The organism is Streptomyces sp. NPDC058092 (assembly GCF_042884935.1).
GTDB lineage: Bacteria > Actinomycetota > Actinomycetes > Streptomycetales > Streptomycetaceae > Streptomyces.
This window is the reverse complement of sequence record NZ_JBHVSY010000006.1, coordinates 21100-43793: the sequence shown is the minus strand read 5'-3', so window position 1 is coordinate 43793 and position 22694 is coordinate 21100. Positions and strand designations below refer to the sequence as shown.

Below are 22694 nucleotides of genomic sequence, written 5' to 3'. Positions count from 1 at the left end.
GTCCATGCGTGGGGACAATCCGGTCGAGAACCCCCTCCCCCGAGCGCCGCCTGGACGCCGTCCGCACCCTGAGCGAGCACGGCATCGACTGCGGCGTGCTGATGTCGCCCGTCATCCCGTTCCTCGGTGACCATCCGGACCAGTTGCGCGCCACGGTCCGGGCGATCGCCGCCGCCGGGGCGACCTCGGTGACGCCGCTCGTGCTCCATCTGCGCCCCGACGCCCGAAAGTGGTACATGCGGTGACTCGGGCAGCGCCACCCCAGCTGGTGCGGCGGTACGAGCGGCTCTACGCCGAGGGCGGCTATGCGCCCAAGTGGTACCAGCGGCGCATCACACGGTACGTCCACGAGCCGGCGACCGAGTTCGGTATCGGCTCCTCCCACCGAGGCTCGGCCCGCAGGCTGCCCCTGCGCCAGGAGCAGCGGTCACCGCTCGACGGCCCCGAGCCGACCCGGCCGAACCTGCTCCGACAGCGAGGATGTGACGTATCCGATTCGGGGGCTCGGCACATCCGGTGGGGGCAAATGGGTCAACTCTCACCAGAACAGGTCATTCCGTGCGCGAATGCGGGGAGCATGCGGCCGGGGCTGCACCCCGCGCAGCCGCGTTTCCCCCACCACGGGAGGCCATATGACGAAACGTCCAGGAATTCTGCTTGCCGTCGGTGCGACGGTCGCCGGTCTGGTGACCGCCGCTCCGCCCGCGGCGACTGCCGACACCGGCACGCCGCGCGCCGCGGCCCAGCTCAGGTGGACCGATTGCGGCACCGAGTCGTACCCGAGGCTGCAGTGCTCATCGGTCAGTACACCGCTCGATCATGACGATCCGTCGGGCCGGCGGATCACCCTCGCCCTGTCCCGGATCCCGCACACCTCGAAGACCTTCCAGGGCCCCTTGTTCGTCAACCCCGGCGGCCCCGGGGGCAGCGGCCTCTCGCTGGCCGGGTTCGTCGCGTCCTCGCTGCCGAAGCGGGTTGCCGCGCAGTACGACGTGATCGGCTTCGACCCGCGCGGCGTCGGGAAGAGCGAGCCGGCGATGGACTGCGTACCGAAGTACTTCGCTCCGCTGCGTCCCGACTCGTTGCCGGGCTCGCCCGCCGTGGAGGAGGCCAACCGGAACCGGGCCCGCTCGTTCGCGAAGGCATGCGGGGAGAAGTATCCGGATCTGCTGCCGCACATGGATACGGTCAGCGCCGTCAAGGATCTCGATGTGATCCGGCAGGCGACCGGTTCCCGGCAGATCAACTACTTCGGGTACTCCTACGGGACCTACCTCGGCGCGGTGTACGCCAAGCTGTTCCCGGAGCGGGTGCGGCGGCTGGCGCTCGACTCGAACGTCGACCCGGAGGGCGTCTGGTACGACGACAACATCGGCCAGAACTACGCCTTCGACGCCCGTCACAAGGCGTTCGCCGCCTGGGTGGCGAAGCACGACAGCGCGTACGGGCTCGGCAGCGACCCCGCAGCGGTCGAGCGTGCCTGGTACGCGATGCGTGACGCCGTCGAGGCGCACCCCGCGGGCGGAATGGTCGGGGCGAGCGAGGTCGAGGACACCTTCCTTCCGGGCGGCTACTACAACGGCTACTGGCCCTACCTGGCCGATGCGTTCGCCGCGTATGTGAACGACCACGACCAGGACGCGCTCGTGAAGGCGTACCAGAAGTTCGGCGCGGTCGACGCGAAGGGCGACAACGGGTACTCGGTCTACTCGGCCGTGCAGTGCCGCGACGCCCAGTGGCCCCGCGAGTGGAACACCTGGCGCAACGACAGCTGGAACGTACAGGCCAAGGCGCCCTTCAACACCTGGAACAACACCTGGTACAACGCCCCGTGCGCCGACTGGCCGGTGGAGCCGCTGAACCCGGTACGGGTCTCCAACAGCAGCCTGCCGCCGGTGCTGCTCTTCCAGGCCACCGAGGACGCGGCCACGCCGTACGAGGGCGGTGTCACATTGCACCGCAATCTGCACGGCTCCAGCCTGGTGGTCGAGCAGGGCGGCGGAAATCACGGCATCACGCTGAGCGGCAACGACTGCCTGGACACCTATCTGGCGGACTATCTCGCCAAGGGCACCGTCCCGCGCGGCAGCGGCAGCAGCGCCGACGCGGACGCGGTCTGCGCCAAGTCCCCCGACCCGAATCCGCTGACCGGCAAGGCGGCGGCGAGGTCGGTCTCGGGAACAGAATCCGGCAGCAGGGGCAGCACCCTGCACGGCCTGCTCGGTTTCCGCGGCTGACGACCGTCGAACCAGGGCCGGACAAACCGGTACGGGCCATCCTGGCGCATGAGCCAGGATGGCCCGTATGACGATACGGACCACGCCGCCCCGCATGCCCGGTGTGCGCGTGCGGGACATGACCGTCGACGACTGCGAGGCAGTCGCGAAGGTCCGGGTGCGCGGCTGGCAGGCCGCGTACGCCGGGCTGATGCCGCAGTCGCATCTCGACGCCATGGACATCGCCGAGGACGCGCAACGGCGCCGCGGATTCTTCGCCGAGGGCAACACGGTCGTGAATGTGGTGGCCGAGCGGCCGGGCCTCGGGGTGATCGGCTGGGCCTGCTACGGCCCGTACCGCGAGAACGACGGACGGACGGCGCGGGGCGAGCTGTACGCGCTCTATGTGGCGCCCGAGCAGATCGCGACCGGGGCCGGCAGCGCCCTGATGACGGAGGTGCTCACCCGCGCCGCCGCGGACGGCTTCCCGGACCTGGTGCTGTGGGTCCTGAAGGAGAACGCCCCGGCCCGCCGCTTCTACGAGCGCGCCGGTTTCCTCCCCGACGGCGCCGAGGAGCCCTTCGAGGTGGACGGCGTGCTCGTGCCCGAGCTGCGCTACGTACGCACCCTCACGCCTCCCGCCCCCGCAGCCGGCTGAGCGCGTCCCGCGCCGCGTCGCCCAGTCGCGGGTGCGGCACAGCCGCCTCCAGAAGCGGGCGGGCCCGCTCGTCCCCGAGCTGCCCGAGCCCCTCCACGCAGGCGAGCGCCACCCGCCAGCACGGATCACCGGGGGCCAGCAGCCGCTCCAGGGTGCTCATCAGCGCCGGTACGGACTCCGGGGCCCGCAGCGCGGTGAGGAGCCGTACCGGGTGCAGGGCGTACGCGGTGCGCAGGGTGTTGGTCGCCAGGGCGGCGGCGGCCCGCGGGGTGCGGGGGTCGCCGAGGCGCACCAGGGCGTGGGCGGCGCAGACGCAGCGCTCGGGGTCACGGTGGTTGAGCAGCAGGACCAGCGTCTCGAAGGCCCGTCGGTCACCGGCGCAGCCGAGCCGGAACGCGGCGATCTCCCTTGCCCAGAGCGGGCGTTCGCGTTCCACGAGGACGCGGGCCAGTTCCTCGTCGTCATCGGTGGCGAGTAGTCTGCGGTACGCCGCCGACTCCCCCGCCTCGTCAGCCAGCCGGTCCGTCAGTGACCGGAACTCCTCGTCCATGACCGTCAGCGTATCGACGGGAACTCTGCGTATCGAGGGCCGGGGCGAAGGTGACATGGCACGGGCTCATGTGACATGGCGCGAGGCAACGTGACATGGCACGGGGCAACGTGACATGGCACGGGGCAACGTGACACGTCACGGACGAATGTGACATGGCCCACGGCAACTCGGGACTGGCGCGCTCGTTACCCACCAGTTAAGCTCACGTGAGCGGGACACACTCCCCGTCGGCTCCGATGGCCTGGTGACGCAGCCATCCGGAGTGCTTGTCGGTTCGGCAGCTTTGCGAGACGTGACTCCGGGACAGAGTCCGTCGCCCCTTCCCGGTCCGGGCGCGCCCAGCGCTCCCCGGCCCTGAGCACCACGACACGCAATTCCCGCACGCTCTGCGCCAGTTCACCCTTTCAGCGCGCGCCGTGCTCCTCACAGTCGTCACTCATCCCTGGAGTCCCGTGATGGACACCCCGCTCAGCACCATCGCCGTAGTCGGTCTCGGCACCATGGGCACCGGCATTGCCGAGGTCCTCGCCCGCGCCGGCCACGAGGTCATAGGTATCGACATCAACGAAGCGGCCGCCCGTCAGGCCGTCGCCGCCCTGGAAGCCGCGACCGCCCGCGCCGTGCGGCGCGAGCGGATCACGGAGGAGGAGCGGAGCGACGCCCTCGCCCGGTTCCGTACCTTCGGGGACCTTCGGGCCGCCGCGGAGGCGGAACTGGTCATCGAGGTCGTGCCCGAGTCGTACGAGATCAAGCAGCAGGTCTTCCGAGAGCTCGACACCATCGTCTCCCCCACCGCGATCCTGGCGACCGGCACCAACGCCCTGTCGGTGACCCGGCTGGCCGCCGAGTCGCTGCGCCCCGAGCGCGTGCTCGGCCTGCACTTCTTCAACCCGGCGCCCGCGATGAAGCTGGTCGAGGTGGTCTCCTCGGTGCTGACCGCGCCGCCGGCCGTCGAGGCGGTCACCGCGCTCGCCCGCAGCCTGGGCAAGGAACCGGTCGCGGTCGGCGACCGGCCGGGTTTCGTCGCCGACGGGCTGCTGTTCGGGTATCTCAACCAGGCCGCCGCGATGTACGAGGCGAACTACGCCTCCCGTGAGGACATCGACGCGGCGATGAAGCTGGGCTGCGGCCTGCCGATGGGCCCGCTCGCCCTGCTCGACCTGATCGGTATCGACACGGCCCGTACCGTCCTGGAGGCGATGTACTCCGCGTCGCAGGACCGGCTGCATGCCCCGTCCCCCGTCCTCAGGCAACTCAGCGAGGCGGGGCTGACCGGCCGCAAGTCGGGCCGCGGCTTCTACACGTACGCGGAGTCCGCCAGCCAGACCGTGGTGCCGGACGCGCTCACCCCGCGGGACAGCGCGTCCGCGGTGGCCGGGCGCACGGTGCGGTCGGTGGGGGTCGCGGGCTCGGGGACGATGGCCTCGGGGATCGCCGAGGTCTTCGCGAAGGCCGGCTACGACGTGGTGCTCGCCGCCCGCAGCCAGGAGAAGGCGGACGCTGCGAAGGGCCGGATCGCCAAGTCCCTGGAGCGTTCCGTCACCAAGGGGCGGCTGACCGCCGAGGCCCGGGACGAGGCCCTGGCCCGGATCACCGCGGCCGGTTCACCGGACGCCTTCGCCGATGTCGATCTCGCGGTCGAGGCGGTCGCCGAGGACCTGGCGGTCAAGCAGCAGCTGTTCGGGACGCTGGACAAGGTCTGCAAGCCGGGTGCGGTGCTCGCCACCACCACCTCGTCGCTGCCGGTCGTGGCGATCGCGCGCGCCACCTCGCGTCCGCAGGACGTCATCGGGATGCACTTCTTCAACCCGGCGCCCGCGATGAAGCTGGTCGAGGTCGTCCGCACGGTGCTCACCGCGGACGATGTCCACGCCACCGTCCGCGAGGTGTGCGTCAAGGTCCGCAAGCACCCGGTGGACTGCGGGGACCGGGCCGGCTTCATCGTGAACGCGCTGCTGTTCCCGTACCTCAACAACGCGATCAAGATGGTCGAGGAGCACTACGCGAGCCTCGACGACATCGACGCCGCGATGAAGCTGGGCGGCGGCTACCCGATGGGCCCGTTCGAACTCCTCGACGTCGTCGGACTCGACGTCTCGCTCGCCATCGAGAAGGTGCTGCACGGCGAGTTCCGCGACCCGGGCCTGGCCCCGGCGCCGCTGCTGGAGCATCTGGTGGCCGCCGGCTGCCTCGGTCGCAAGACGGGGCGCGGCTTCCGCGAATATGCCCGGCGCTGAGCCGGGAGCCGGGTGGGGAGGGCTGCTCGATCCGTCGGGCGGCCCGCCCCCACAGGCGCGTTCCCCTGCACCGATGCAGTACGTTCACACCATGTCCCAGCCCGCCAGGTCCCCCCGTGTCTCCGCCGCGCCCGACCCCCAGGAGAGTGCCGCAGGCACCCGCGCCGCCGCCCAACGGCTCAAAATGCGCCGTGAGCTGGCCGCCGCGGCAATGGAACTCTTCGCCACGAAGGGGTACGAGGCGACGACGGTCGACGAGATCGCGGGCGCCGCGGGAGTCGCCCGGCGGACCTTCTTCCGGCACTTCCGTTCCAAGGAAGAGGCGATCTTCCCGGACCACGACGACACCCTCGTCAGGGCCGAGGCCGTCCTCAATGCCGCCCCCGCGCACGAGCACCCCCTCGACACCGTCTGCCGCGGCATCAAGGAAGTCATGAAGATGTACGCGGCGAAGCCCGCGGTCTCAGTGGCCCGCTACAAGCTGACCCGCGAGGTCCCGACCCTGCGCGAGGCCGAGATCGCCTCGGTGGCCCGCTACGAGCGGCTGTTCACGCGCTATCTGCTGGGCCATTTCGACGAGCGCGACCACCACGTCGGCAACGACGACCCGCTGCTCGCGGAGGTCGCCGCGTCCGCCGTCGTCACCGCGCACAACCATGTGCTGCGCCGCTGGCTGCGGGCGGGCGGCGAGGGCGATGTGGAGGCCCAGCTCGACCACGCGTTCTCGATCGTCCGCGACACGTTCGGGACCGGCATCGGCGCGGGCCGGATCGCGGGCGCCGAACCGGCGAAGCAGCCGGCCGCCTCGGTGACGTCCCAGGGCGAGGTGCTGGTCGCGGTGGCGCGGACGGACGCGCCGCTCGACGAAGTGATGCGCACGATCCAGCAGGCGCTCAAGGACCGCTGACCGGGGGCGGGGACGGCTCCCCGCACCGGAAATCGGGTTGCCGCTCCCGTGCCCCGCTGCTCCAGAGTGCGGATGAATCATGATCGCGACACACTTCTGACCCTCTTCGGCCGCGAGATGCGCGAGCACGCCCGCCCCGACGGCCCCGGAGTGCGGGTCGAGCGCACCGGTGACGTCGTACGACAGGTCGGCACGGCCGATGACTGGAACGGCGTCGTCTGGTCGGCCCCGGACCTGGATCCTGTACGGGCGGACGCGGCGATAGCGGCGCAGGTCGCGCACTACACGGCTCTCGGGCACGACGAGTTCGAGTGGAAGCTGTACGCGCACGACCGGCCGGCCGATCTGGCGGAGCGGCTCGTCGCGGCCGGCTTCGAGGCGGAGGAGCCGGAGACCCTGCTGGTGGCTCCCACGGACAGCCTCTCGACGACGGTGGACCTCCCCGAGGGCGTCCGGCTGCGCACCATGCGCGACGCGGACGACGTGGAGCTGATGGTCCGGGCCATGCAGGCGTTCGGTTCCCAGTGGTCCCGGCTGCGGCATCAGGTGCTGGCGAGGCTCACCGAGGCCCCGGACACGTTCGTCGGGGTGCTGGCCATGGCCGGGGACGAGCCGGTGAGCGCGGCACGGATGGAACTGCACCCGGGCACCGGCTTCGCGGGACTGTGGGGCGGCGGCACGGTCCCCGCATGGCGCGGGAAGGGAATCTACCGGGCCCTGGTCGCCCACCGGGCCCGGATCGCGGCGGATCGCGGCTACCGCTACCTTCAGGTCGACGCCTCCGACCAGAGCTGCCCGATCCTCCAGCGCCTCGGATTCCTCGCCCTGAGCACCACGACTCCGTACGTGTACCGGCCCTCGCGCTGACCACTCCCGGCGGGACAGAACCGCGTAAAACACCTCTCCTCCTGCTCATGCGTGCCCGGCGGGTGACAAGTGAGAGAAATTGTTGGCACCGAGTGCCTTGCCAGGTGTCACGGAGTGCCATACGTTGAAGTTGTCCGGGCGGCCGGCGTGCTGAGACCTCACGTACGCCGGCTGTCCCCGCAAGCCATGTGCCTGCGCGCCCGGACGCCTGCGTCACAGGCAAACCCTTCTGCTCCACAGAGCAAGCCGAAGCCGTACCAGCCGAACCGACGGCAGCACCTCCACACCACACAGCTCCCCCCGCTGCTCGCAGGGACTCTCAATCGCTCCCTCAGCGCCCCCATCCGCCGGAGGCACACCGTGAAGGAAATCCTGGACGCGATCCAATCGCAGGACAGTACGGCCGCGGATTTCGCGGCCCTGTCCATCCCTGAGTCGTACCGCGCGGTGACCGTGCACAAGGACGAGACGGAGATGTTCGCCGGGCTCGCCACCCGCGACAAGGACCCCCGCAAGTCGCTGCATCTGGACGAGGTCCCGGTGCCCGAACTCGGGCCCGGTGAGGCACTGGTCGCCGTCATGGCGAGCTCGGTGAACTACAACTCCGTCTGGACCTCGATCTTCGAGCCGATGGCCACCTTCGGCTTCCTGGAGCGCTACGGAAAGCTCAGCGAGCTCACCAGGCGCCACGACCTGCCGTACCACGTCATCGGCTCCGACCTGGCGGGCGTCGTCCTGCGTACCGGCCCGGGCGTCAACGCCTGGAAGCCCGGCGACGAGGTCGTCGCACACTGCCTCTCGGTCGAGCTGGAGTCCTCGGACGGCCACAACGACACGATGCTCGACCCCGAGCAGCGCATCTGGGGCTTCGAGACCAACTTCGGCGGTCTGGCAGAGATCGCACTTGTCAAGTCCAACCAGCTGATGCCGAAGCCGCAGCACCTCAGCTGGGAGGAGGCCGCCGCTCCGGGCCTGGTCAACTCCACCGCGTACCGCCAGCTCGTCTCGCGCAACGGCGCGGACATGAAGCAGGGCGACAACGTGCTGATCTGGGGCGCCAGCGGCGGACTCGGTTCATACGCCACGCAGTTCGCGCTGGCGGGTGGCGCCAACCCGATCTGTGTCGTCTCCAGCGAGCAGAAGGCGGACATCTGCCGGAAGATGGGCGCGGAGGCGATCATCGACCGCACCGCCGAGGGCTACGCGTTCTGGAAGGACGAACACAACCAGGACCCGCGCGAGTGGAAGCGGTTCGGCAAGCGCATCCGTGAACTCACCGGCGGCGAGGACGTGGACATCGTCTTCGAACATCCGGGCCGCGAGACGTTCGGCGCCTCGGTGTACGTGACCCGCAAGGGCGGCACGATCGTCACCTGCGCCTCCACGTCCGGCTACAACCACGAGTACGACAACCGCTACCTGTGGATGTCGCTGAAGAAGATCGTGGGCTCGCACTTCGCCAACTACCGCGAGGCGTGGGAGGCCAACCGACTGGTGGCCAAGGGCAAGATCCACCCGACGCTGTCGAAGGTCTACTCCCTGGAGGAGACCGGCCAGGCCGCGTACGACGTCCACCGCAACCTCCACCAGGGCAAGGTCGGCGTGCTGGCGCTGGCCCCCCGCGAGGGTCTGGGTGTGCGCGACGAGGAGCTGCGCGAGCAGCACATCGACGCCATCAACCTGTTCCGGGACGCGTCAGCGGAGCGGACCGACAGGCACAGCCGTGACGCGTCAGCGGAGCGGACCGACGAGCACGGCCGGGACGTCTGACATGAGCGGGCGTCAGAAGGACCGCCCGTGGCTCATGCGGACGTACGCCGGTCACTCGACCGCCGACGCGTCCAACGAGCTCTACCGGCGCAACCTCGCCAAGGGCCAGACCGGCCTGTCCGTCGCCTTCGACCTGCCGACGCAGACCGGGTACGACCCCGACCACATCCTCGCCCGCGGCGAGGTCGGCCGGGTCGGCGTGCCCGTGTCGCACCTCGGTGACATGCGCCGGCTGTTCCAGGACATCCCCCTGGAGCAGATGAACACCTCGATGACGATCAACGCCACCGCGATGTGGCTGCTGGCGCTCTACCAGGTGGTCGCCGAGGAGCAGGGCGCCGATCCCACGAAGCTCCAGGGCACCACGCAGAACGACATCGTCAAGGAGTACCTCTCGCGCGGGACGCATGTCTTCCCGCCCGGCCCCTCGCTCCGGCTGACCACCGACATGATCACGTACACGGTCAACCACATCCCGAAGTGGAACCCGATCAACATCTGCAGCTACCACCTGCAGGAGGCGGGAGCCACTCCGGTCCAGGAGATCGCGTACGCCATGTCGACGGCCATCGCGGTCCTGGACGCCGTACGGGAATCCGGCCAGGTGCCCGAGGAGAAGTTCGGCGATGTGGTCGCACGGATCTCCTTCTTCGTGAACGCGGGCGTCCGCTTCATCGAGGAGATGTGCAAGATGCGCGCCTTCGGCCGCATCTGGGACCGGGTCACCCGCGAGCGGTACGGCATCACCGATGCCAAGCAGCGCCGCTTCCGCTACGGCGTCCAGGTCAACTCGCTCGGTCTGACCGAGGCGCAGCCGGAGAACAACGTCCAGCGCATCGTCCTGGAGATGCTGGCCGTCACCCTGTCCAAGGACGCCCGAGCGCGGGCCGTCCAGCTGCCCGCCTGGAACGAGGCGCTGGGGCTCCCCCGGCCGTGGGACCAGCAGTGGTCGCTCCGGATCCAGCAGGTCCTCGCGCACGAGAGCGATCTGCTGGAGTACGAGGACATCTTCGCCGGCTCGCATGTCATCGAGGCCAAGGTGGACGAGCTGGTCACCGAGTCGCTCGCCGAGATCGGCCGGATCCGGGAGATGGGCGGCGCCATGGCGGCCGTCGAGTCCGGCTATCTGAAGTCCGAGCTGGTCGCCTCGCACGCGGCCCGCCGGGCCCGGATCGAGGGCGGCGAGGAAAAGATCGTCGGCGTCAACATCTACGAGACGACGGAACCGAACCCGCTCACAGCGGACCTCGACGGGGCGATCATGACGGTCGACCCCGCCAATGAGGCCAGGGTCGTCACAGCCCTCCACGAGTGGCGCGACAACCGTGACGAGGCGCGCGCCTCCGAGGCCCTCGCGGCGCTGAAGAAGGCCGCGGCCGGCACCGAGAACATGATGGAAGCGACCGTGGAATGCGCCCGCGCGGGTGTCACCACCGGCGAGTGGTCCTGGGCGCTGCGCGATGTCTTCGGCGAGTTCCGGGCTCCGACGGGCGTCTCGTCGGCCCCGGTCGCGGTGACCGCGGAGGCCGGCACACCGCTCGCTCTGGTCCGCGAGAAGGTCGCCCGGACCGCGGCCGACCTGGGTGCCGGGCGGCTGCGGCTGCTGGTCGGCAAGCCGGGCCTGGACGGGCACTCCAACGGCGCCGAACAGATCGCCGTACGGGCCCGCGACGCCGGCTTCGAGGTCGTCTACCAGGGAATCAGGCTGACCCCCGAGCAGATCGTCTCGGCCGCCCTCGCCGAGGACGTGCACTGCGTCGGCCTGTCGATCCTGTCCGGTTCGCACGCCGAACTCGTCCCCGACGTACTCACCCGGCTGCGCGAGGCGGGCGCCGCCGACATCCCGGTGATCGCGGGCGGGATCATTCCGCCCGCCGATGCCGCGGCCCTGATCGGAGCCGGTGTCGCCGCCGTGTTCACCCCGAAGGATTTCGGTATCACGGAGATCATCGGCCGTATCGTCGACGAGATCCGGAAAGCGAACAAGCTCGACCCTCTGGAGGTCCCCGCATGACTGCCGTCAACCGCCTGCGTCCGCGCCGCTCGTGCCTGGCCGTGCCCGGCTCGAACCCGCGGTTCCTGGAGAAGGCCCAGGGCCTCCCGGCCGACCAGGTCTTCCTCGACCTGGAGGACGCCTGCGCGCCGCTCGCCAAGGAGGGCGCCCGGCACACCATCGTCGAAGCGCTGAACAACGGCGACTGGACGGGCAAGACCCGGGTCGTGCGGGTCAACGACTGGACGACACACTGGACGTACCGCGATGTCATCACGGTCGTCGAGGGCGCCGGCCAGAACCTCGACTGCATCATGCTGCCGAAGGTCCAGGACGCCCAGCAGGTCGTCGCCCTGGACCTGCTGCTGACCCAGATCGAGAAGACGATGGGCTTCGAGGTCGGCAGGATCGGCATCGAGGCGCAGATCGAGAACGCCAAGGGCCTGGTGAACATCGACGACATCGCCGCCGCCTCGCCCCGTCTGGAAGCCCTGATCTTCGGCCCGGCCGACTTCATGGCGTCGATCAACATGAAGACCCTGGTCGTCGGCCAGCAGCCGCCCGGATACGGCGCGGACGCGTACCACTACATCCTGATGCGCATTCTGATGGCGGCCCGTACGCACGACCTCCAGGCGATCGACGGCCCCTTCCTGCAGATCCGCGACGTGGACGCGTACCGCGAGGTCGCGGGCCGTGCGGCGGCGCTGGGCTTCGACGGCAAGTGGGTGCTGCACCCCGGTCAGGTCGACGCGGCCAACGAGGTGTTCTCGCCCTCGCAGGAGGACTACGACCACGCCGAGCTGATCCTCGACGCGTACGAGTGGTGCACCTCCGAGGAAGGCGGCAAGAAGGGCTCGGCGATGCTCGGCGACGAGATGATCGACGAGGCCAGCCGGAAGATGGCGCTCGTCATCGCCGGCAAGGGCCGCGCGGCCGGTATGCAGCGCACCTCCAAGTTCGAAGCGCCGGAGGCCTGATCATGCAGTTCGGGCGCACCTATGAGGAGTTCGAGGTCGGTGCACTCTACAAGCACTGGCCCGGAAAGACGGTCACGGAGTACGACGACCACCTCTTCTGCCTGCTGACCATGAATCATCACCCGCTGCACATGGACAGCAACTACGCGGAGAGGACGACCGACTTCGGAAAGAACGTTGTCGTCGGCAACTACATCTACTCGCTGCTGCTCGGCATGTCGGTTCCGGATGTCTCCGGAAAGGCCATCGCCAATCTTGAGGTCGAGTCGCTGAAGCATGTCGCGCCGACGTTCCACGGCGACACGATCTACGGCGAGACGACCGTTCTCGACAAGACTCCGTCAAAATCCAGGGCCGACCGCGGAATCGTCTACGTGGAGACCCGGGGGTACAAGCAGGACGGCACGCTGGTCTGCGTGTTCCGTCGCAAGGTGATGGTCCCCACCGAGACGTACATCAAGGAGCGCGGCGGGGAGCAGCCCGGCCGTCCCGAGCTGAACCAGCCCTCGCAGAAGAACGTGGAGAAGGAGAAGTAGCCATGACGCGACTCGCCCAGACTGCCGGCCTCAATGACGTCCAGCAGGAAATCCTCTCCACGGTCCGGGATTTCGTCGACAAGGAGATCATTCCGGTCGCGACCCAGCTGGAGCACCGTGACGAGTACCCGGCGGAGATCGTCGAGGGGCTCAAGGAGCTCGGCCTGTTCGGGCTGATGATTCCCGAGGAGTACGGGGGGCTGGGTGAGTCGCTTCTCACATACGCGCTGTGCGTGGAGGAAATCGCGCGCGGCTGGATGAGCGTGTCGGGAATCATCAATACGCACTTCATCGTGGCGTACATGCTCAAGCAGCACGGCACCCAGGAGCAGAAGGACACGTTCCTGCCCCGAATGGCGCTGGGCGAGGTCCGGGGCGCCTTCTCGATGTCCGAGCCGGCGCTGGGCTCCGACGTCGCCGCGATCACCTCCAAGGGCGTCAGGGACGGCGACGAGTACGTCCTGAACGGTCAGAAGATGTGGCTGACGAACGGCGGTACGTCCTCGCTCGTCGCCGTCCTGTGCCGGAGTGACGAAGGCCACCCCGAGGGGACCGCTCCGCACAAGTCGATGACGACTTTCCTGGTGGAGAAGGAGCCCGGTTTCGGCGAGGTCCGGCCCGGCCTCACCATTCCCGGCAAAATCGACAAAATGGGCTATAAAGGTGTGGATACGACCGAACTCATCATGGATGGGCTACGCATTCCAGCCAATCGGGTACTGGGCGGCACCACCGGCCGAGGGTTTTACCAAATGATGGACGGCGTCGAGGTCGGCCGGGTAAATGTGGCCGCGCGTGGCTGTGGCGTCGCTCAGCGTGCATTCGAACTGGGCATTTCCTATGCCCAGCAGCGTCAGACCTTCGGAAAGCCGATCGCCCAGCACCAGGCGATCCAGTTCAAGCTGGCCGAAATGGCCACCAAGGTCGAGGCCGCCCATGCAATGATGGTAAATGCAGCACGCAAAAAGGACTCCGGCGAACGAAATGACCTGGAGGCAGGGATGGCGAAGTACCTCGCCTCCGAGTACTGCAAGGAAGTCGTCGAGGACGCCTTTCGAATCCACGGCGGCTACGGCTTCTCCAAGGAGTACGAGATCGAGCGCCTCTACCGGGAGGCGCCGATGCTGTTGATCGGTGAAGGTACCGCCGAGATCCAGAAAATGATCATTGGGCGCCGACTCCTGGAGGAGTACCGGTTCCAGGGTTGATTGTCCCTTTCAAGCCGATTTGGCAGCGAAGAAGATCACACCCTGTCATCCTCGGCCGGTGCCTTCAAGCCGTCCGACTCGGCTGCTGGCTTGCCCAGTTGCGGCTCGCAACCGCTAACATCGCCGGAAAAGCCGCCGTCCCCCGTTGCCAGCGCGGCATCATCCGCTACGAAGGTCATCCATGCCCGACAGCCAAACCTCTGCACCACGCGGCGGAGTCCGCCTTGCGCGCGGAGCTTCGCCGTGGCTCCTGCCGACCGTCGCCACCGCGGCACTCAGCCTCGCCCGGGCCCGCAGGTCCGGACGCTGGGCGGCGGTGGCCGTGCCCACCACCGCGCTCGCGGCGGGCATGCTGTGGTTCTTCCGCGACCCCGAGCGCGAGATCACCCAGGGCCGGGTCATCTCACCGGCCGACGGTGTGGTGCAGAGCATCATGCCGTGGAAGGACGGACGTACCCGCGTCGCGATCTTCATGAGCCCCCTGAATGTCCACGTCAACCGTGCGCCCCTCGCCGGCACGGTGACCTCCGTCGAGCACGTCCCCGGTGGGTTCGTTCCGGCGTTCAACAAGGAGAGCGAGAACAACGAGCGCGTTGTCTGGCACTTCGACACCGAACTCGGCGACATCGAGATGGTGCAGATCGCGGGTGCGGTCGCACGTCGTATCGTCCCCTACATCCCGCAGGGCACGAAGGTGGAGCAGGGCGAGCGCATCGGCCTGATCCGCTTCGGCTCCCGGGTCGACATCTACCTTCCGGAAGGTATCGATGTCGCGGTCGAGGTCGGCCAGGCCACCACCGCGGGGGTGACTCGAATTGACCGTGATTGATCCTGAGACTCAGGCCGGCTGGGTGCCCGAGGCTGAGTCGGAGGAGGACGCCGGCGAGGACATGCCGCTCTCTCTGCGGCTGTCGATAGCGGACACCCTCACTCTCGGCAATGCCACGTGCGGTTTCATGGCGGTGTACTTCACCACCACCGGAATCCTCATCCCGCACCTCACGGGCAGCGACGAGAGCGGCATGGCCCGGCACTCCGCGGCCACCGCCGTGATCCTCATGCTGTTGGCCGCGGTGTTCGACCTCTTCGACGGGCTCGTGGCTCGCAAGCTGCGCTCCTCGCCGATGGGTGCCGAGCTGGACAACCTCTCGGACCTGATCAGCTTCGGGCTCGCCCCGGCGTACTTCGTCCTCGTCTACGGCATGGTCGCGGACGACGCACACCAGCGGGTGTCGGCGCTGGCGGCGATCGTGGTGCTGCTGGCGGTGGTGCTCAGGCTTGCCAGATTCTCCTGCGTGACCATGAAGGACGGCATGTTCCAGGGCATGCCGAGCCCCTTCGGAGCGCTCACGGTCGTCTCGATCGTGCTCCTGGAGCTGCCCTTCGTACCGACGCTGCTCGCGATCATCGGGGTGGCGTGGCTGATGGTCAGCCGGGTCGAGTACCCGAAACCGCGAGGCGTTCTCGCGGTGGCGATGCTCAGCTGGATCGTGGGCGCGATGGGACTCCTCGCCGCGTGGGCGTTCGACGCCCCCGGCGGTCAACTGCTCCTCCAGACCGGCTGTGCGCTGCAGGTGGTCCTGGGAGCGGTCATCCCGCTCTTCGCGACGGCCCGGCGGGTGAACACCTTCCGCGGCAACCGGCGCGAGGCCCGGGCGGCCCAGCTGCCGTAGGGCCGGAACAACGGAACATGTGAGAGGGCCCCGGGTGCTCCCCAGCACCCGGGGCCCTCTCACGTGTCCGAAGGGCTGACAGCACGCATGTGATCCGTGCGAAACCGATCGGTCCGGACCGGTGGCTCTCAGCCGGGCACGAGTACGGCGGCCCCGTTCACCCGGTCCGCCGCCAGGTCGGCCAGTGCCTGGTCGGCCCTGCTCAGCGGGTAGGGACTCACCGTGACCCGAATGCCCACGCGCCCCGCCAGAGCGAGGAATTCGCGGCCGTCCTCGCGGGTGTTGGACGTGACGCTGCGCAGATTGCGCTCCTGGAACAGATGGCGCTGATAGTTCAGCACGGGAACGTCCGACAGATGGATTCCGGCGATGGCCAGCGTGCCGGACCGGTCCAGTGCCTCCAACGCCACCGGCACCAGGTCGCCGACGGGTGCGAACAGGATCGCCGAGTCCAGGGGTTCCGGCGGGCGGTCGTAGGCGCCGCCCGCCGATGCGGCCCCCAGGTCGAGAGCGAGCTCGCGTGCCCGTGCCGAGCGGGTCAGTACGTGAACGGTGGCGCCCTCGGCGATGGCCACCTGGGCGGCGAGGTGGGCCGACGCGCCGAAGCCGTAGATACCCAGCCGCCCTCCCTCGGGCAGCGCGCTGCGCCTGAGGGCCCGGTATCCGATGATGCCCGCGCAGAGGAGCGGGGCGAGCCGGGCGGCGTCCTGGTCGTCCGGGAGCCGGTAGGCGTACGACTCCGGAACCAGCGCCGTGCCGGCGAAGCCGCCGTCCGCGTCCCACCCCGTGTAGACGGACCGCGGGCAGAGGTTCTCCCGGCCGCCCCGGCAGTACCGGCAGCTCCCGCACGTACCGCGCAGCCAGGCTCCCCCCACCCGGTCACCGATACGGAAGAGGCCGGCCCCGTCGCCGAGGGCCGCCACCCGGCCGACGATCTCGTGGCCGGGGACGGTGGAGGGACGGTGCGGCGGGAGATCGCCCTCTGCCAGATGGAGATCCGTACGACAGACGCCGCACGCTTCCACGTTCAGCAGCAGCTCCCCGGGGCCGGGAGCGGGCACCCTACGGCGCACGCGCGCCAAGGGCCCGGTGCCGATGGGACCGGGTGTCTGGACGGCCCAGCCGGTCTGCTCGGCCGGGGCCGGCGCGGGGACAGCCACAAGTCCAGCGTGCGGCGGCGCGGGCGCGGAGGCAACCGGCTTCGACCGCGTGCGCCCGGGCCGTGCTGCGCCCGCCGGCAGGAGGGCTAAAGTTTCACCAGGGGCGCACCCATAGGCGCGGGAACGTCATGCACCGACACCACAGCACACCGGACAGCACCCAGGAGCTCCTGGCCACCCTCGGGCGCCTGGTCGAACAGGCGCTGGAGAACATCAGGATCGAACGGTCACGGGCGGAGATGGGCATGGCGCTGCAGCGGCACATGCTCCCGGCCGAACTACCCGATTTCCCGGGGATCCGGATCGCGGCCCGCTACTCGCCCTCGCAGGACGGTCTGGCTGTCGGCGGTGACTTCTACGACGCGTTCCCGATGCGGGACGGGGTCGCCGGTATCGCCATCGGTGACGTGCAGGGGCATGGGGTGGAGGCCGCGGCCTTCATGGGTGAGGCCCGGGCCAGTCTCCGGGCGCTCGCCAGCGTCACGGACGACCCCGGAGAGGTACTGGCCTGCGCCAACGATCTCCTGATCTCGTTGGGCGGCGACCTGTTCACGACCTGTTGCCTGCTGAGCATCGCCCCGCAGAGCGGTGCGCTTTCCATCGCCCGGGCCGGACACGTCCCGATCATCTGGGGCACCGACGGCGGCGATTCGGGTATCTCCCTGGACGTCGGCGGCGTTCCCCTGGGGATACTGCCCGGCCAGGAGTATCCCGTGACCCGTCGGAGGATGAAGCGATCCGGATATCTGGTCCTGGTGACCGACGGGGTCGTGGAAGGACCGGCCTACCCGATCGACGAGGGGCTGGCCACGGTGTCCGCGCTGGTCGGCACGGCGGACACGACGGATCCCGCCGAGCTCGCCGCACGGGTGATCCGGGTGGCGGATCTGACCGGTCATGAGGACGACGCCGCTGTCCTCGTCATCCGCTACGACGGTGCACCGGGCGCCCGCTAGCGGGATGCGCCTCGTCCGTCCGTTTCGCGGGTATGGCGTCGGTGTGGCTCCGGCGTGCCAGAGCGGTCGGGGCACCCGGGTGTGGTGTCTGATGCTGATGTGGTGGACAGCGCACAGCTCCGGCGGCACACAGCCACGGCCCTCACGCTCCTGGCGGTGGCCGTCTGCTACTACGCGACGGCCCGCCTGGGGCTGCTCCAGCAGCTGGTGCGCGGCCAGGTCACGCCGCTGTGGCCACCGACCGGGATCGCGGTCGCGGCCCTGCTCGTGTTCGGTCTGCGCGTCTGGCCGGGGATCGCGCTCGGCGCCCTCGCGGCCAACGTGTTCATCGGGCCTTCCGCCCTGCCCGTACTGATCATCGCGGTGGGAAACACCCTGGCCCCGATCTGCTCCTGCCTGATGCTGCGCCGGGCCGGCTTCCGTGACGACCTCGACCGCTTACGGGATGCGCTGGCCCTGGTCTTCCTCGGTGCGCTGGGCGGCATGCTCATCAGCTCGACCGTGGGCAGCGGCATCCTGGTCCTGTCCGGGGCGCTCCCGGCCGGGGGCTTCTGGCCGACCTGGTCGGTCTGGTGGACGGGCGACGCCATGGGCGTCATGGTCGTCACGCCGTTCCTTCTCCTCCTGCGCAGGGCCCGGCTGCCGCACGGTGTCGGCCTGCCCCGATGGGCCGAGGCGGTCGCGCTGGTGGCGTGTACGACGGCCGTCACCCTCCTGGCGACCGACACCTCCCATACCTCGCTCCTCTTCCTCGTGTTCCCCTTCCTGATCTGGGCCGCGTTCCGCTTCGAACGGGCGGGCGCCGCGTGCTGCGCGCTCGGCGTGTCCGTGTTCGTGATCCTCGCCGCCGGACGGATGACCGGCCCCTTCGCCCACCACGGTCTCCTCACCAACATGATCACGCTCCAGGCGTTCAACGGAGCGGTCTCACTCACCGCTCTGCTCCTCGCGGCGGTCGTCACCGAACGGAAGCGCACATATCAGGAAATCAAGCGGCTCTGCGAGCAACTCTCCGAGAAGGTGGCGCGACTCGACACCTGATTCACTCCATCGGCCGTGCGAAGCGTGCGCGGACCCCCGATCCGCATCAGGCTGAGGGGCGACGGCACCGCGACGAGGGCTACCGGACGCCGAGACTTCGGGCAACCGGTCGCCGTAAGAGGTGGAGCCATGCCCCGTGTGTCAGCGAATGTCCATGTGTCGCGCCCCGCCGACGAGATCTTCTCGTTCCTACGGGATCCGCGGAATCTGGCCGTGTGGTCATCGAGCATAGATCGCGTGATCGAGGGCCCGATCACCACGGAACTCGGCGACGAGTACACCTGCAAGTTCCCGGGCAGGCGGCGGGCGCACCGCCTCACGTGCACCGCGAGCACACCGGTCGAGTACCTGGCGTTCCGCGGTGCGTGCATGTGGACCCCGTTGGGGCGCCACTCGCCGGAACTGGAGTTCCGGCTGAGTCCCAGCCGACGGGGAACGATGGTCAACGTTTCGGTCAAGCCCCATCTGGACGGCGGCATGATCATACTTGCCCCGTTCGTGACGATGGCGTGGCGTCGTGACCTGCCGGCGGAGCTGCGGATCCTGGCGGAGCTGCTCGCCGATGGGGATCGTCCTGACGCGGACACGAGTGATGGTCCGGGAGCCGCGCCGTCCGCGGGGTGACGCGGAGGGGTGGGTGGTCTGCCCTCACCTGCCCCGGAGGAACGCGATTTTTCGATCGCCGGACGGGCCCGGTTTTCTGCCCCGTCCGGCGATCCACGGTCGTAACCGGGGACGTACTACAGCAGGAAGTCGCGCGCGATCGCCTCGGACGCCCGTTCCAGTAGCGGTCCCGCCTGGGCCATGGAGACCGCGGGGTCCGGTTCCAGGTCCGTGAGGGCGTACGCGCGGCTGATGCCCGCGCCGCTCAGGGCCTCCGGCGGCAGGGCGAGGCGGCCGCAGACCGCCACTACCTCGATGCCCGCGGCGCGGGCGGCCGCGGCCACGCCCGCCGGGGCCTTGCCGTGGAGGGTCTGCTCGTCGAGCGAGCCCTCGCCGGTGATCACCAACGTGGCACGTGCCAGGGCGGGGGCGAAGCCGAGGACGTCGAGCATGACCTCGATGCCGGGGCGGAACCGGGCACCGAGGGCGACCAGCGCCCCGTAGCCGATGCCGCCCGCCGCTCCCGCTCCGGGCAGCCGGGCCTGGTCCTGGCCCAGGACGGACGCGTAGTGGGCGAGCGCGGCGTCGAGCGTCGCGATGTCCTCCTCGGTCGCGCCCTTCTGCCGTCCGTAGACCTCGGGGGCGCCCTTCGGGCCCGTCAGCGGGTTGTCCACGTCGCTGGCGAGGATCAGGTCGACGTCGGCCATGCGCGGGTCGAGGCCGGACAGGTCCGCCTCGGCCAGGTCGGCGAGGCCACCGCCCCCCGGGCCGACCGGCTTGCCGTCCGCGTCCAGGAAACGGGCGCCCAGCGCGGCCAGCATGCCGGCACCGCCGTCCGTGGTCGCGCTGCCGCCGACGCCGAACACGATCGTCCGGGCGCCCGCGTCGAGCGCCGCGGCCAGCAGCTCGCCGGAGCCGTACGTCGTAGCCGTGAGCGGGGCGAACACCCCTGCGGGGAGGTGCTGGAGGCCCGAGGCCTCGGCCATCTCCACCACGGCGGTGGTGTCGCGCAGCGCGTACGCTGCGGTCACCTGATCCCCGAGCGGCCCGGTCACCCGCGCCTCGTGGCGATCGAACCCGGCAGCCACCGCCGCCGCCACCGTGCCGTCGCCGCCGTCCGCCACGGGCAGGGCCTCGACCCGCACCCCGGGCACGACGCGCCGCAGCCCGGCCGTCACCCGCTCCGCGACCTGTACGGCCGTGAGCGAGCCCTTGAACTTGTCCGCCGCGACGAGCACGCGTGCGGTCTCCATCACTGCTCCGTCCGCCACCTTGCATCCCTTGCTTTCGAACAGGCAGTCGCGCCGCCCCCGACTCTATCCGCAGCGCATACCCGCTGCCCAGAGCCGTCTCGCTCCGGCATCGCCCGCACTACGCTGCCCGCGTGACCACCACTGATTACGCCACCTACATCGCGGGGCTCCCCCGGGTCCTGGCCGCCGCGGCGAGCGTGTTCCGGGACGTCCACGGGCGAGTGCTGCTCGTCGAACCGAACTACCGGGACGGCTGGGCACTGCCCGGCGGGACCGTCGAATCCGACGAGGGCGAGAGCCCGCGTCAGGCCGCGCGGCGCGAGACGGCCGAGGAGATCGGGCTCGACCGGAAGCCGGGCCGGCTGCTCGCGGTCGACTGGGCACGCGGCCCGATGCGGCCGCCGATCGCCGCGTATCTGTACGACGGCGGAGTGCTGGACGACGCGGAGCTGAAGGCGATCCGGCTGCAGGAGGAGGAGCTCCTGTCCTGGGAACTGGTCGAGCCCGACGACCTCGACCGCTATCTGCTCGGCGGTCTCGCGCTGCGTCTGAGGGCGGCGCTGGATGCGCTCGATTCCAGTGGCGGCGCGGTGGAGCTGGAGGACGGCCGTCCGGTGACGGCTGACCTGTAGGCCCGCACGGTGAAGGGCCGACCGGTACGCCCGCCGGCCCATATTTCCGTTGTGCTTCCTCACGCCCCTTTGCGCCCCGTTGTCTTGACGTGCCGTCAACTGATAGTCCGGTCGACGGCTGCCGGACACCCGAGTTCATGTGTCATTGGTCCGCAGTGCACGCTCGACCGGCATCATCCGAACTCCACGACAGCGGAGGGATCATGCGTACACACCCGGGACACCTCGGCGGGCTGCTGGCCACCATCGTCGCAGCGTTCACCTGTACGACAGTCCTCGCCACGGCGTCGACCGCGACCGCGGAGCCGGTATCGGCCCCCGCCGCGCACCGCCAGGTGCCGCTCTCGGTCGACGGCGGCGCCTGGCAGTCGGGCCATGTCCAGGGCATGGCCATCGACCGCCGCAAGGGCTTCATGTACTTCTCGATGACCAACCTGCTGGTCAAGACAGACCTCAACGGCAACCCGGTCGGCTCGGTCACCGGATTCACCGGCCACCTCGGCGATCTGGACTTCAACGAGAAGGACGGCAGGGTCTACGGCTCGCTGGAGTACAAGGAGGCGAAGTCCTTCTACGTCGCGATCCTCGACGTCGACCGCATCACCCGGATGGACATGGACGCCCAGTCCACGGGTGTCGTCTCGACCGTCTATCTCAAGGAGGTCGTGAAGGACTTCACCGCCGACATGAACGGCGACGGCGTCCTCGACGGCGACACGGCCGATACGCCCGACCACCGGTACGGCTGCAGCGGCATCGACGGCGTCGCGTTCGGTCCGGCGTTCGGCGACCGGCGCGGCAGGCTCGGCGAGCGGAAGCTGACGGTCGCGTACGGCGTGTACGCCAACACGGGCCGCACGGACAACGACCACCAGGTGCTGCTCCAGTACGACGTCACACGGTGGAAGAAGTACGAGCGCCCGCTGACCGAGTCGGCCCCGCACACCAGCGGCCCCGCACACGTGGACGGCAAGTTCTTCGCGTACACCGGGAACACCACGTACGGCGTGCAGAACCTGGAGTACGACGGGTACAGCGGCAACTGGCTGATGGCTGCTTACAAGGGCGCCAAGCCGGGCTTCCCCAACTATTCGGTCTTCGCGCTGGACGGTGCGAAGAAGCCCGTACGCGGCTCCGTCCGCGGGCAGCAGAAGCCGGAGCGCGGCCTGCTGCTCCCGCTGCTGCGCGAGGGTGCGCACGATGCGGCGACGGGTACGTACGGGTGGCCGGCGCCGGGGCAGTACGGCCAGTACGGGCTGATCTCGCTCGACGACGGCCGGTTCTATGTCGCGCAGAGCGGCACGGTCAAGGACGGCGGCGTCACCAAGCAGACCGCCCGCGCCGTGCTGAACACCTGGACGGGCCGGACCCCGTCACCGTTCAGCCCTGTCGGCCCCGCGGCGCTCGGCCCTGTCGGCCCCGCGGCCTGACGTCCGCCTCGCGCGGAAACT

The 22694-nt window shown here is 69.6% G+C and carries 20 protein-coding genes and 1 pseudogene; 18 read left to right on the top strand and 3 right to left on the bottom strand.

The window, feature by feature from the left end; translation table 11 throughout:
- Positions 1 to 14 precede the first annotated feature (14 nt).
- From ACFVV1_RS12105 to ACFVV1_RS12095, 3 genes and pseudogenes are all read left to right on the top strand, one after another.
- Positions 15 to 469: pseudogene (locus ACFVV1_RS12105) on the top strand (radical SAM protein); the annotation flags it as partial.
- Between the two features lie 163 nt (positions 470 to 632).
- Positions 633 to 2237: an alpha/beta hydrolase gene (locus tag ACFVV1_RS12100; protein WP_389988418.1), complete on the top strand. Its 1605-nt coding sequence runs from the start codon at positions 633 to 635 to the stop codon at positions 2235 to 2237.
- Positions 2238 to 2304: 67 nt separating this feature from the next.
- Positions 2305 to 2874, top strand: a complete 570-nt coding sequence (locus tag ACFVV1_RS12095; RefSeq protein WP_389988415.1) for a GNAT family N-acetyltransferase — start codon at positions 2305 to 2307, stop codon at positions 2872 to 2874.
- On the opposite strand, the gene ACFVV1_RS12090 is transcribed toward ACFVV1_RS12095, so the two are convergent.
- Positions 2846 to 3424, bottom strand: coding sequence for an adenylosuccinate lyase (locus ACFVV1_RS12090; protein ID WP_389988412.1), 579 nt, complete (start codon positions 3422 to 3424; stop codon positions 2846 to 2848). The genes ACFVV1_RS12095 and ACFVV1_RS12090 overlap by 29 nt on opposite strands.
- A 458-nt stretch (positions 3425 to 3882) precedes the next feature.
- Here ACFVV1_RS12090 and ACFVV1_RS12085 point away from each other — a divergent pair, with 458 nt between their 5' ends.
- From ACFVV1_RS12085 to pssA, 10 genes are all read left to right on the top strand, one after another.
- A complete protein-coding gene (locus ACFVV1_RS12085) occupies positions 3883 to 5664 on the top strand; it encodes a 3-hydroxyacyl-CoA dehydrogenase family protein (protein WP_389988409.1) in 1782 nt (593 codons plus the stop codon).
- Positions 5665 to 5755: 91 nt separating this feature from the next.
- Positions 5756 to 6571, top strand: a complete 816-nt coding sequence (locus ACFVV1_RS12080; RefSeq protein WP_389988406.1) for a TetR family transcriptional regulator — start codon at positions 5756 to 5758, stop codon at positions 6569 to 6571.
- Between the two features lie 72 nt (positions 6572 to 6643).
- Complete coding sequence (locus ACFVV1_RS12075; protein WP_389988403.1) at positions 6644 to 7438, top strand: GNAT family N-acetyltransferase; 795 nt, start codon at positions 6644 to 6646, stop codon at positions 7436 to 7438.
- A 360-nt stretch (positions 7439 to 7798) separates the two neighbouring features.
- On the top strand, positions 7799 to 9208 hold the full coding sequence (ccrA, locus tag ACFVV1_RS12070) for a crotonyl-CoA carboxylase/reductase (RefSeq protein ID WP_389988400.1): 1410 nt from the start codon (positions 7799 to 7801) through the stop codon (positions 9206 to 9208).
- A 1-nt stretch (position 9209) separates the two neighbouring features.
- Entirely contained in the window at positions 9210 to 11222 is a 2013-nt protein-coding gene (locus ACFVV1_RS12065) for a protein meaA (protein WP_389988397.1), read from the top strand.
- Positions 11219 to 12181 (top strand): HpcH/HpaI aldolase/citrate lyase family protein, encoded by a 963-nt coding sequence (locus ACFVV1_RS12060; RefSeq protein ID WP_389988394.1) that lies wholly within the window; start codon positions 11219 to 11221, stop codon positions 12179 to 12181. The genes ACFVV1_RS12065 and ACFVV1_RS12060 overlap by 4 nt, the downstream gene beginning before the upstream one ends.
- Before the next feature lie 2 nt (positions 12182 to 12183).
- Positions 12184 to 12717 carry a MaoC family dehydratase gene (locus ACFVV1_RS12055; protein ID WP_389988391.1) on the top strand — a complete coding sequence of 178 codons (534 nt, stop codon included), beginning with the start codon at positions 12184 to 12186 and terminating at the stop codon, positions 12715 to 12717.
- 2 nt (positions 12718 to 12719) lie between these two features.
- Positions 12720 to 13925 carry an acyl-CoA dehydrogenase family protein gene (locus ACFVV1_RS12050; RefSeq protein ID WP_389988388.1) on the top strand — a complete coding sequence of 402 codons (1206 nt, stop codon included), beginning with the start codon at positions 12720 to 12722 and terminating at the stop codon, positions 13923 to 13925.
- Between the two features lie 181 nt (positions 13926 to 14106).
- A complete protein-coding gene (locus tag ACFVV1_RS12045; RefSeq protein WP_389988385.1) occupies positions 14107 to 14754 on the top strand; it encodes a phosphatidylserine decarboxylase in 648 nt (215 codons plus the stop codon).
- A gap of 22 nt (positions 14755 to 14776) precedes the next feature.
- A complete protein-coding gene (gene pssA / locus ACFVV1_RS12040; RefSeq protein ID WP_389988382.1) occupies positions 14777 to 15598 on the top strand; it encodes a CDP-diacylglycerol--serine O-phosphatidyltransferase in 822 nt (273 codons plus the stop codon).
- Between the two features lie 128 nt (positions 15599 to 15726).
- Here pssA and ACFVV1_RS12035 read toward each other — a convergent pair whose 3' ends face one another.
- Positions 15727 to 16758: a zinc-binding alcohol dehydrogenase family protein gene (locus ACFVV1_RS12035; protein WP_389988379.1), complete on the bottom strand. Its 1032-nt coding sequence runs from the start codon at positions 16756 to 16758 to the stop codon at positions 15727 to 15729.
- Between the two features lie 128 nt (positions 16759 to 16886).
- Here ACFVV1_RS12035 and ACFVV1_RS12030 point away from each other — a divergent pair, with 128 nt between their 5' ends.
- The 3 genes from ACFVV1_RS12030 to ACFVV1_RS12020 all read left to right on the top strand — a co-directional run bounded on the left by ACFVV1_RS12030 (position 16887) and on the right by ACFVV1_RS12020 (position 19379).
- Positions 16887 to 17714 carry a PP2C family protein-serine/threonine phosphatase gene (locus ACFVV1_RS12030; RefSeq protein WP_389988376.1) on the top strand — a complete coding sequence of 276 codons (828 nt, stop codon included), beginning with the start codon at positions 16887 to 16889 and terminating at the stop codon, positions 17712 to 17714.
- Positions 17715 to 17816: 102 nt separating this feature from the next.
- Positions 17817 to 18755: an MASE1 domain-containing protein gene (locus tag ACFVV1_RS12025; protein WP_389988373.1), complete on the top strand. Its 939-nt coding sequence runs from the start codon at positions 17817 to 17819 to the stop codon at positions 18753 to 18755.
- 129 nt (positions 18756 to 18884) lie between these two features.
- On the top strand, positions 18885 to 19379 hold the full coding sequence (locus ACFVV1_RS12020) for an SRPBCC family protein (RefSeq protein ID WP_389988370.1): 495 nt from the start codon (positions 18885 to 18887) through the stop codon (positions 19377 to 19379).
- A gap of 116 nt (positions 19380 to 19495) precedes the next feature.
- Here the strand turns inward: ACFVV1_RS12020 and ACFVV1_RS12015 are convergent, their stop codons facing one another.
- On the bottom strand, positions 19496 to 20611 hold the full coding sequence (locus ACFVV1_RS12015) for a glycerate kinase (RefSeq protein WP_389988367.1): 1116 nt from the start codon (positions 20609 to 20611) through the stop codon (positions 19496 to 19498).
- Between the two features lie 131 nt (positions 20612 to 20742).
- Between ACFVV1_RS12015 and ACFVV1_RS12010 the strand changes: the two genes are divergently transcribed.
- On the top strand, positions 20743 to 21243 hold the full coding sequence (locus ACFVV1_RS12010) for an NUDIX domain-containing protein (protein WP_389988364.1): 501 nt from the start codon (positions 20743 to 20745) through the stop codon (positions 21241 to 21243).
- A 203-nt stretch (positions 21244 to 21446) separates the two neighbouring features.
- On the top strand, positions 21447 to 22673 hold the full coding sequence (locus ACFVV1_RS12005; protein ID WP_389988361.1) for a hypothetical protein: 1227 nt from the start codon (positions 21447 to 21449) through the stop codon (positions 22671 to 22673).
- Positions 22674 to 22694: the final 21 nt, after the last annotated feature.

Coding starts and splice junctions, on each gene's coding strand:
- ACFVV1_RS12030 (WP_389988376.1), top strand. CDS start 16,887: ATGCACCGACACCACAGCACACCGGACAGCACCCAGGAGCTCCTGGCC.
- ACFVV1_RS12075 (WP_389988403.1), top strand. CDS start 6,644: ATGAATCATGATCGCGACACACTTCTGACCCTCTTCGGCCGCGAGATG.
- ACFVV1_RS12080 (WP_389988406.1), top strand. CDS start 5,756: ATGTCCCAGCCCGCCAGGTCCCCCCGTGTCTCCGCCGCGCCCGACCCC.
- ACFVV1_RS12045 (WP_389988385.1), top strand. CDS start 14,107: ATGCCCGACAGCCAAACCTCTGCACCACGCGGCGGAGTCCGCCTTGCG.
- ACFVV1_RS12090 (WP_389988412.1), bottom strand. CDS start 3,424: ATGGACGAGGAGTTCCGGTCACTGACGGACCGGCTGGCTGACGAGGCG.
- ACFVV1_RS12020 (WP_389988370.1), top strand. CDS start 18,885: ATGCCCCGTGTGTCAGCGAATGTCCATGTGTCGCGCCCCGCCGACGAG.
- ACFVV1_RS12005 (WP_389988361.1), top strand. CDS start 21,447: ATGCGTACACACCCGGGACACCTCGGCGGGCTGCTGGCCACCATCGTC.
- ACFVV1_RS12095 (WP_389988415.1), top strand. CDS start 2,305: ATGACGATACGGACCACGCCGCCCCGCATGCCCGGTGTGCGCGTGCGG.
- ACFVV1_RS12015 (WP_389988367.1), bottom strand. CDS start 20,611: ATGGAGACCGCACGCGTGCTCGTCGCGGCGGACAAGTTCAAGGGCTCG.
- ACFVV1_RS12055 (WP_389988391.1), top strand. CDS start 12,184: ATGCAGTTCGGGCGCACCTATGAGGAGTTCGAGGTCGGTGCACTCTAC.
- ACFVV1_RS12065 (WP_389988397.1), top strand. CDS start 9,210: ATGAGCGGGCGTCAGAAGGACCGCCCGTGGCTCATGCGGACGTACGCC.
- ACFVV1_RS12100 (WP_389988418.1), top strand. CDS start 633: ATGACGAAACGTCCAGGAATTCTGCTTGCCGTCGGTGCGACGGTCGCC.
- ACFVV1_RS12060 (WP_389988394.1), top strand. CDS start 11,219: ATGACTGCCGTCAACCGCCTGCGTCCGCGCCGCTCGTGCCTGGCCGTG.
- ACFVV1_RS12050 (WP_389988388.1), top strand. CDS start 12,720: ATGACGCGACTCGCCCAGACTGCCGGCCTCAATGACGTCCAGCAGGAA.
- ACFVV1_RS12085 (WP_389988409.1), top strand. CDS start 3,883: ATGGACACCCCGCTCAGCACCATCGCCGTAGTCGGTCTCGGCACCATG.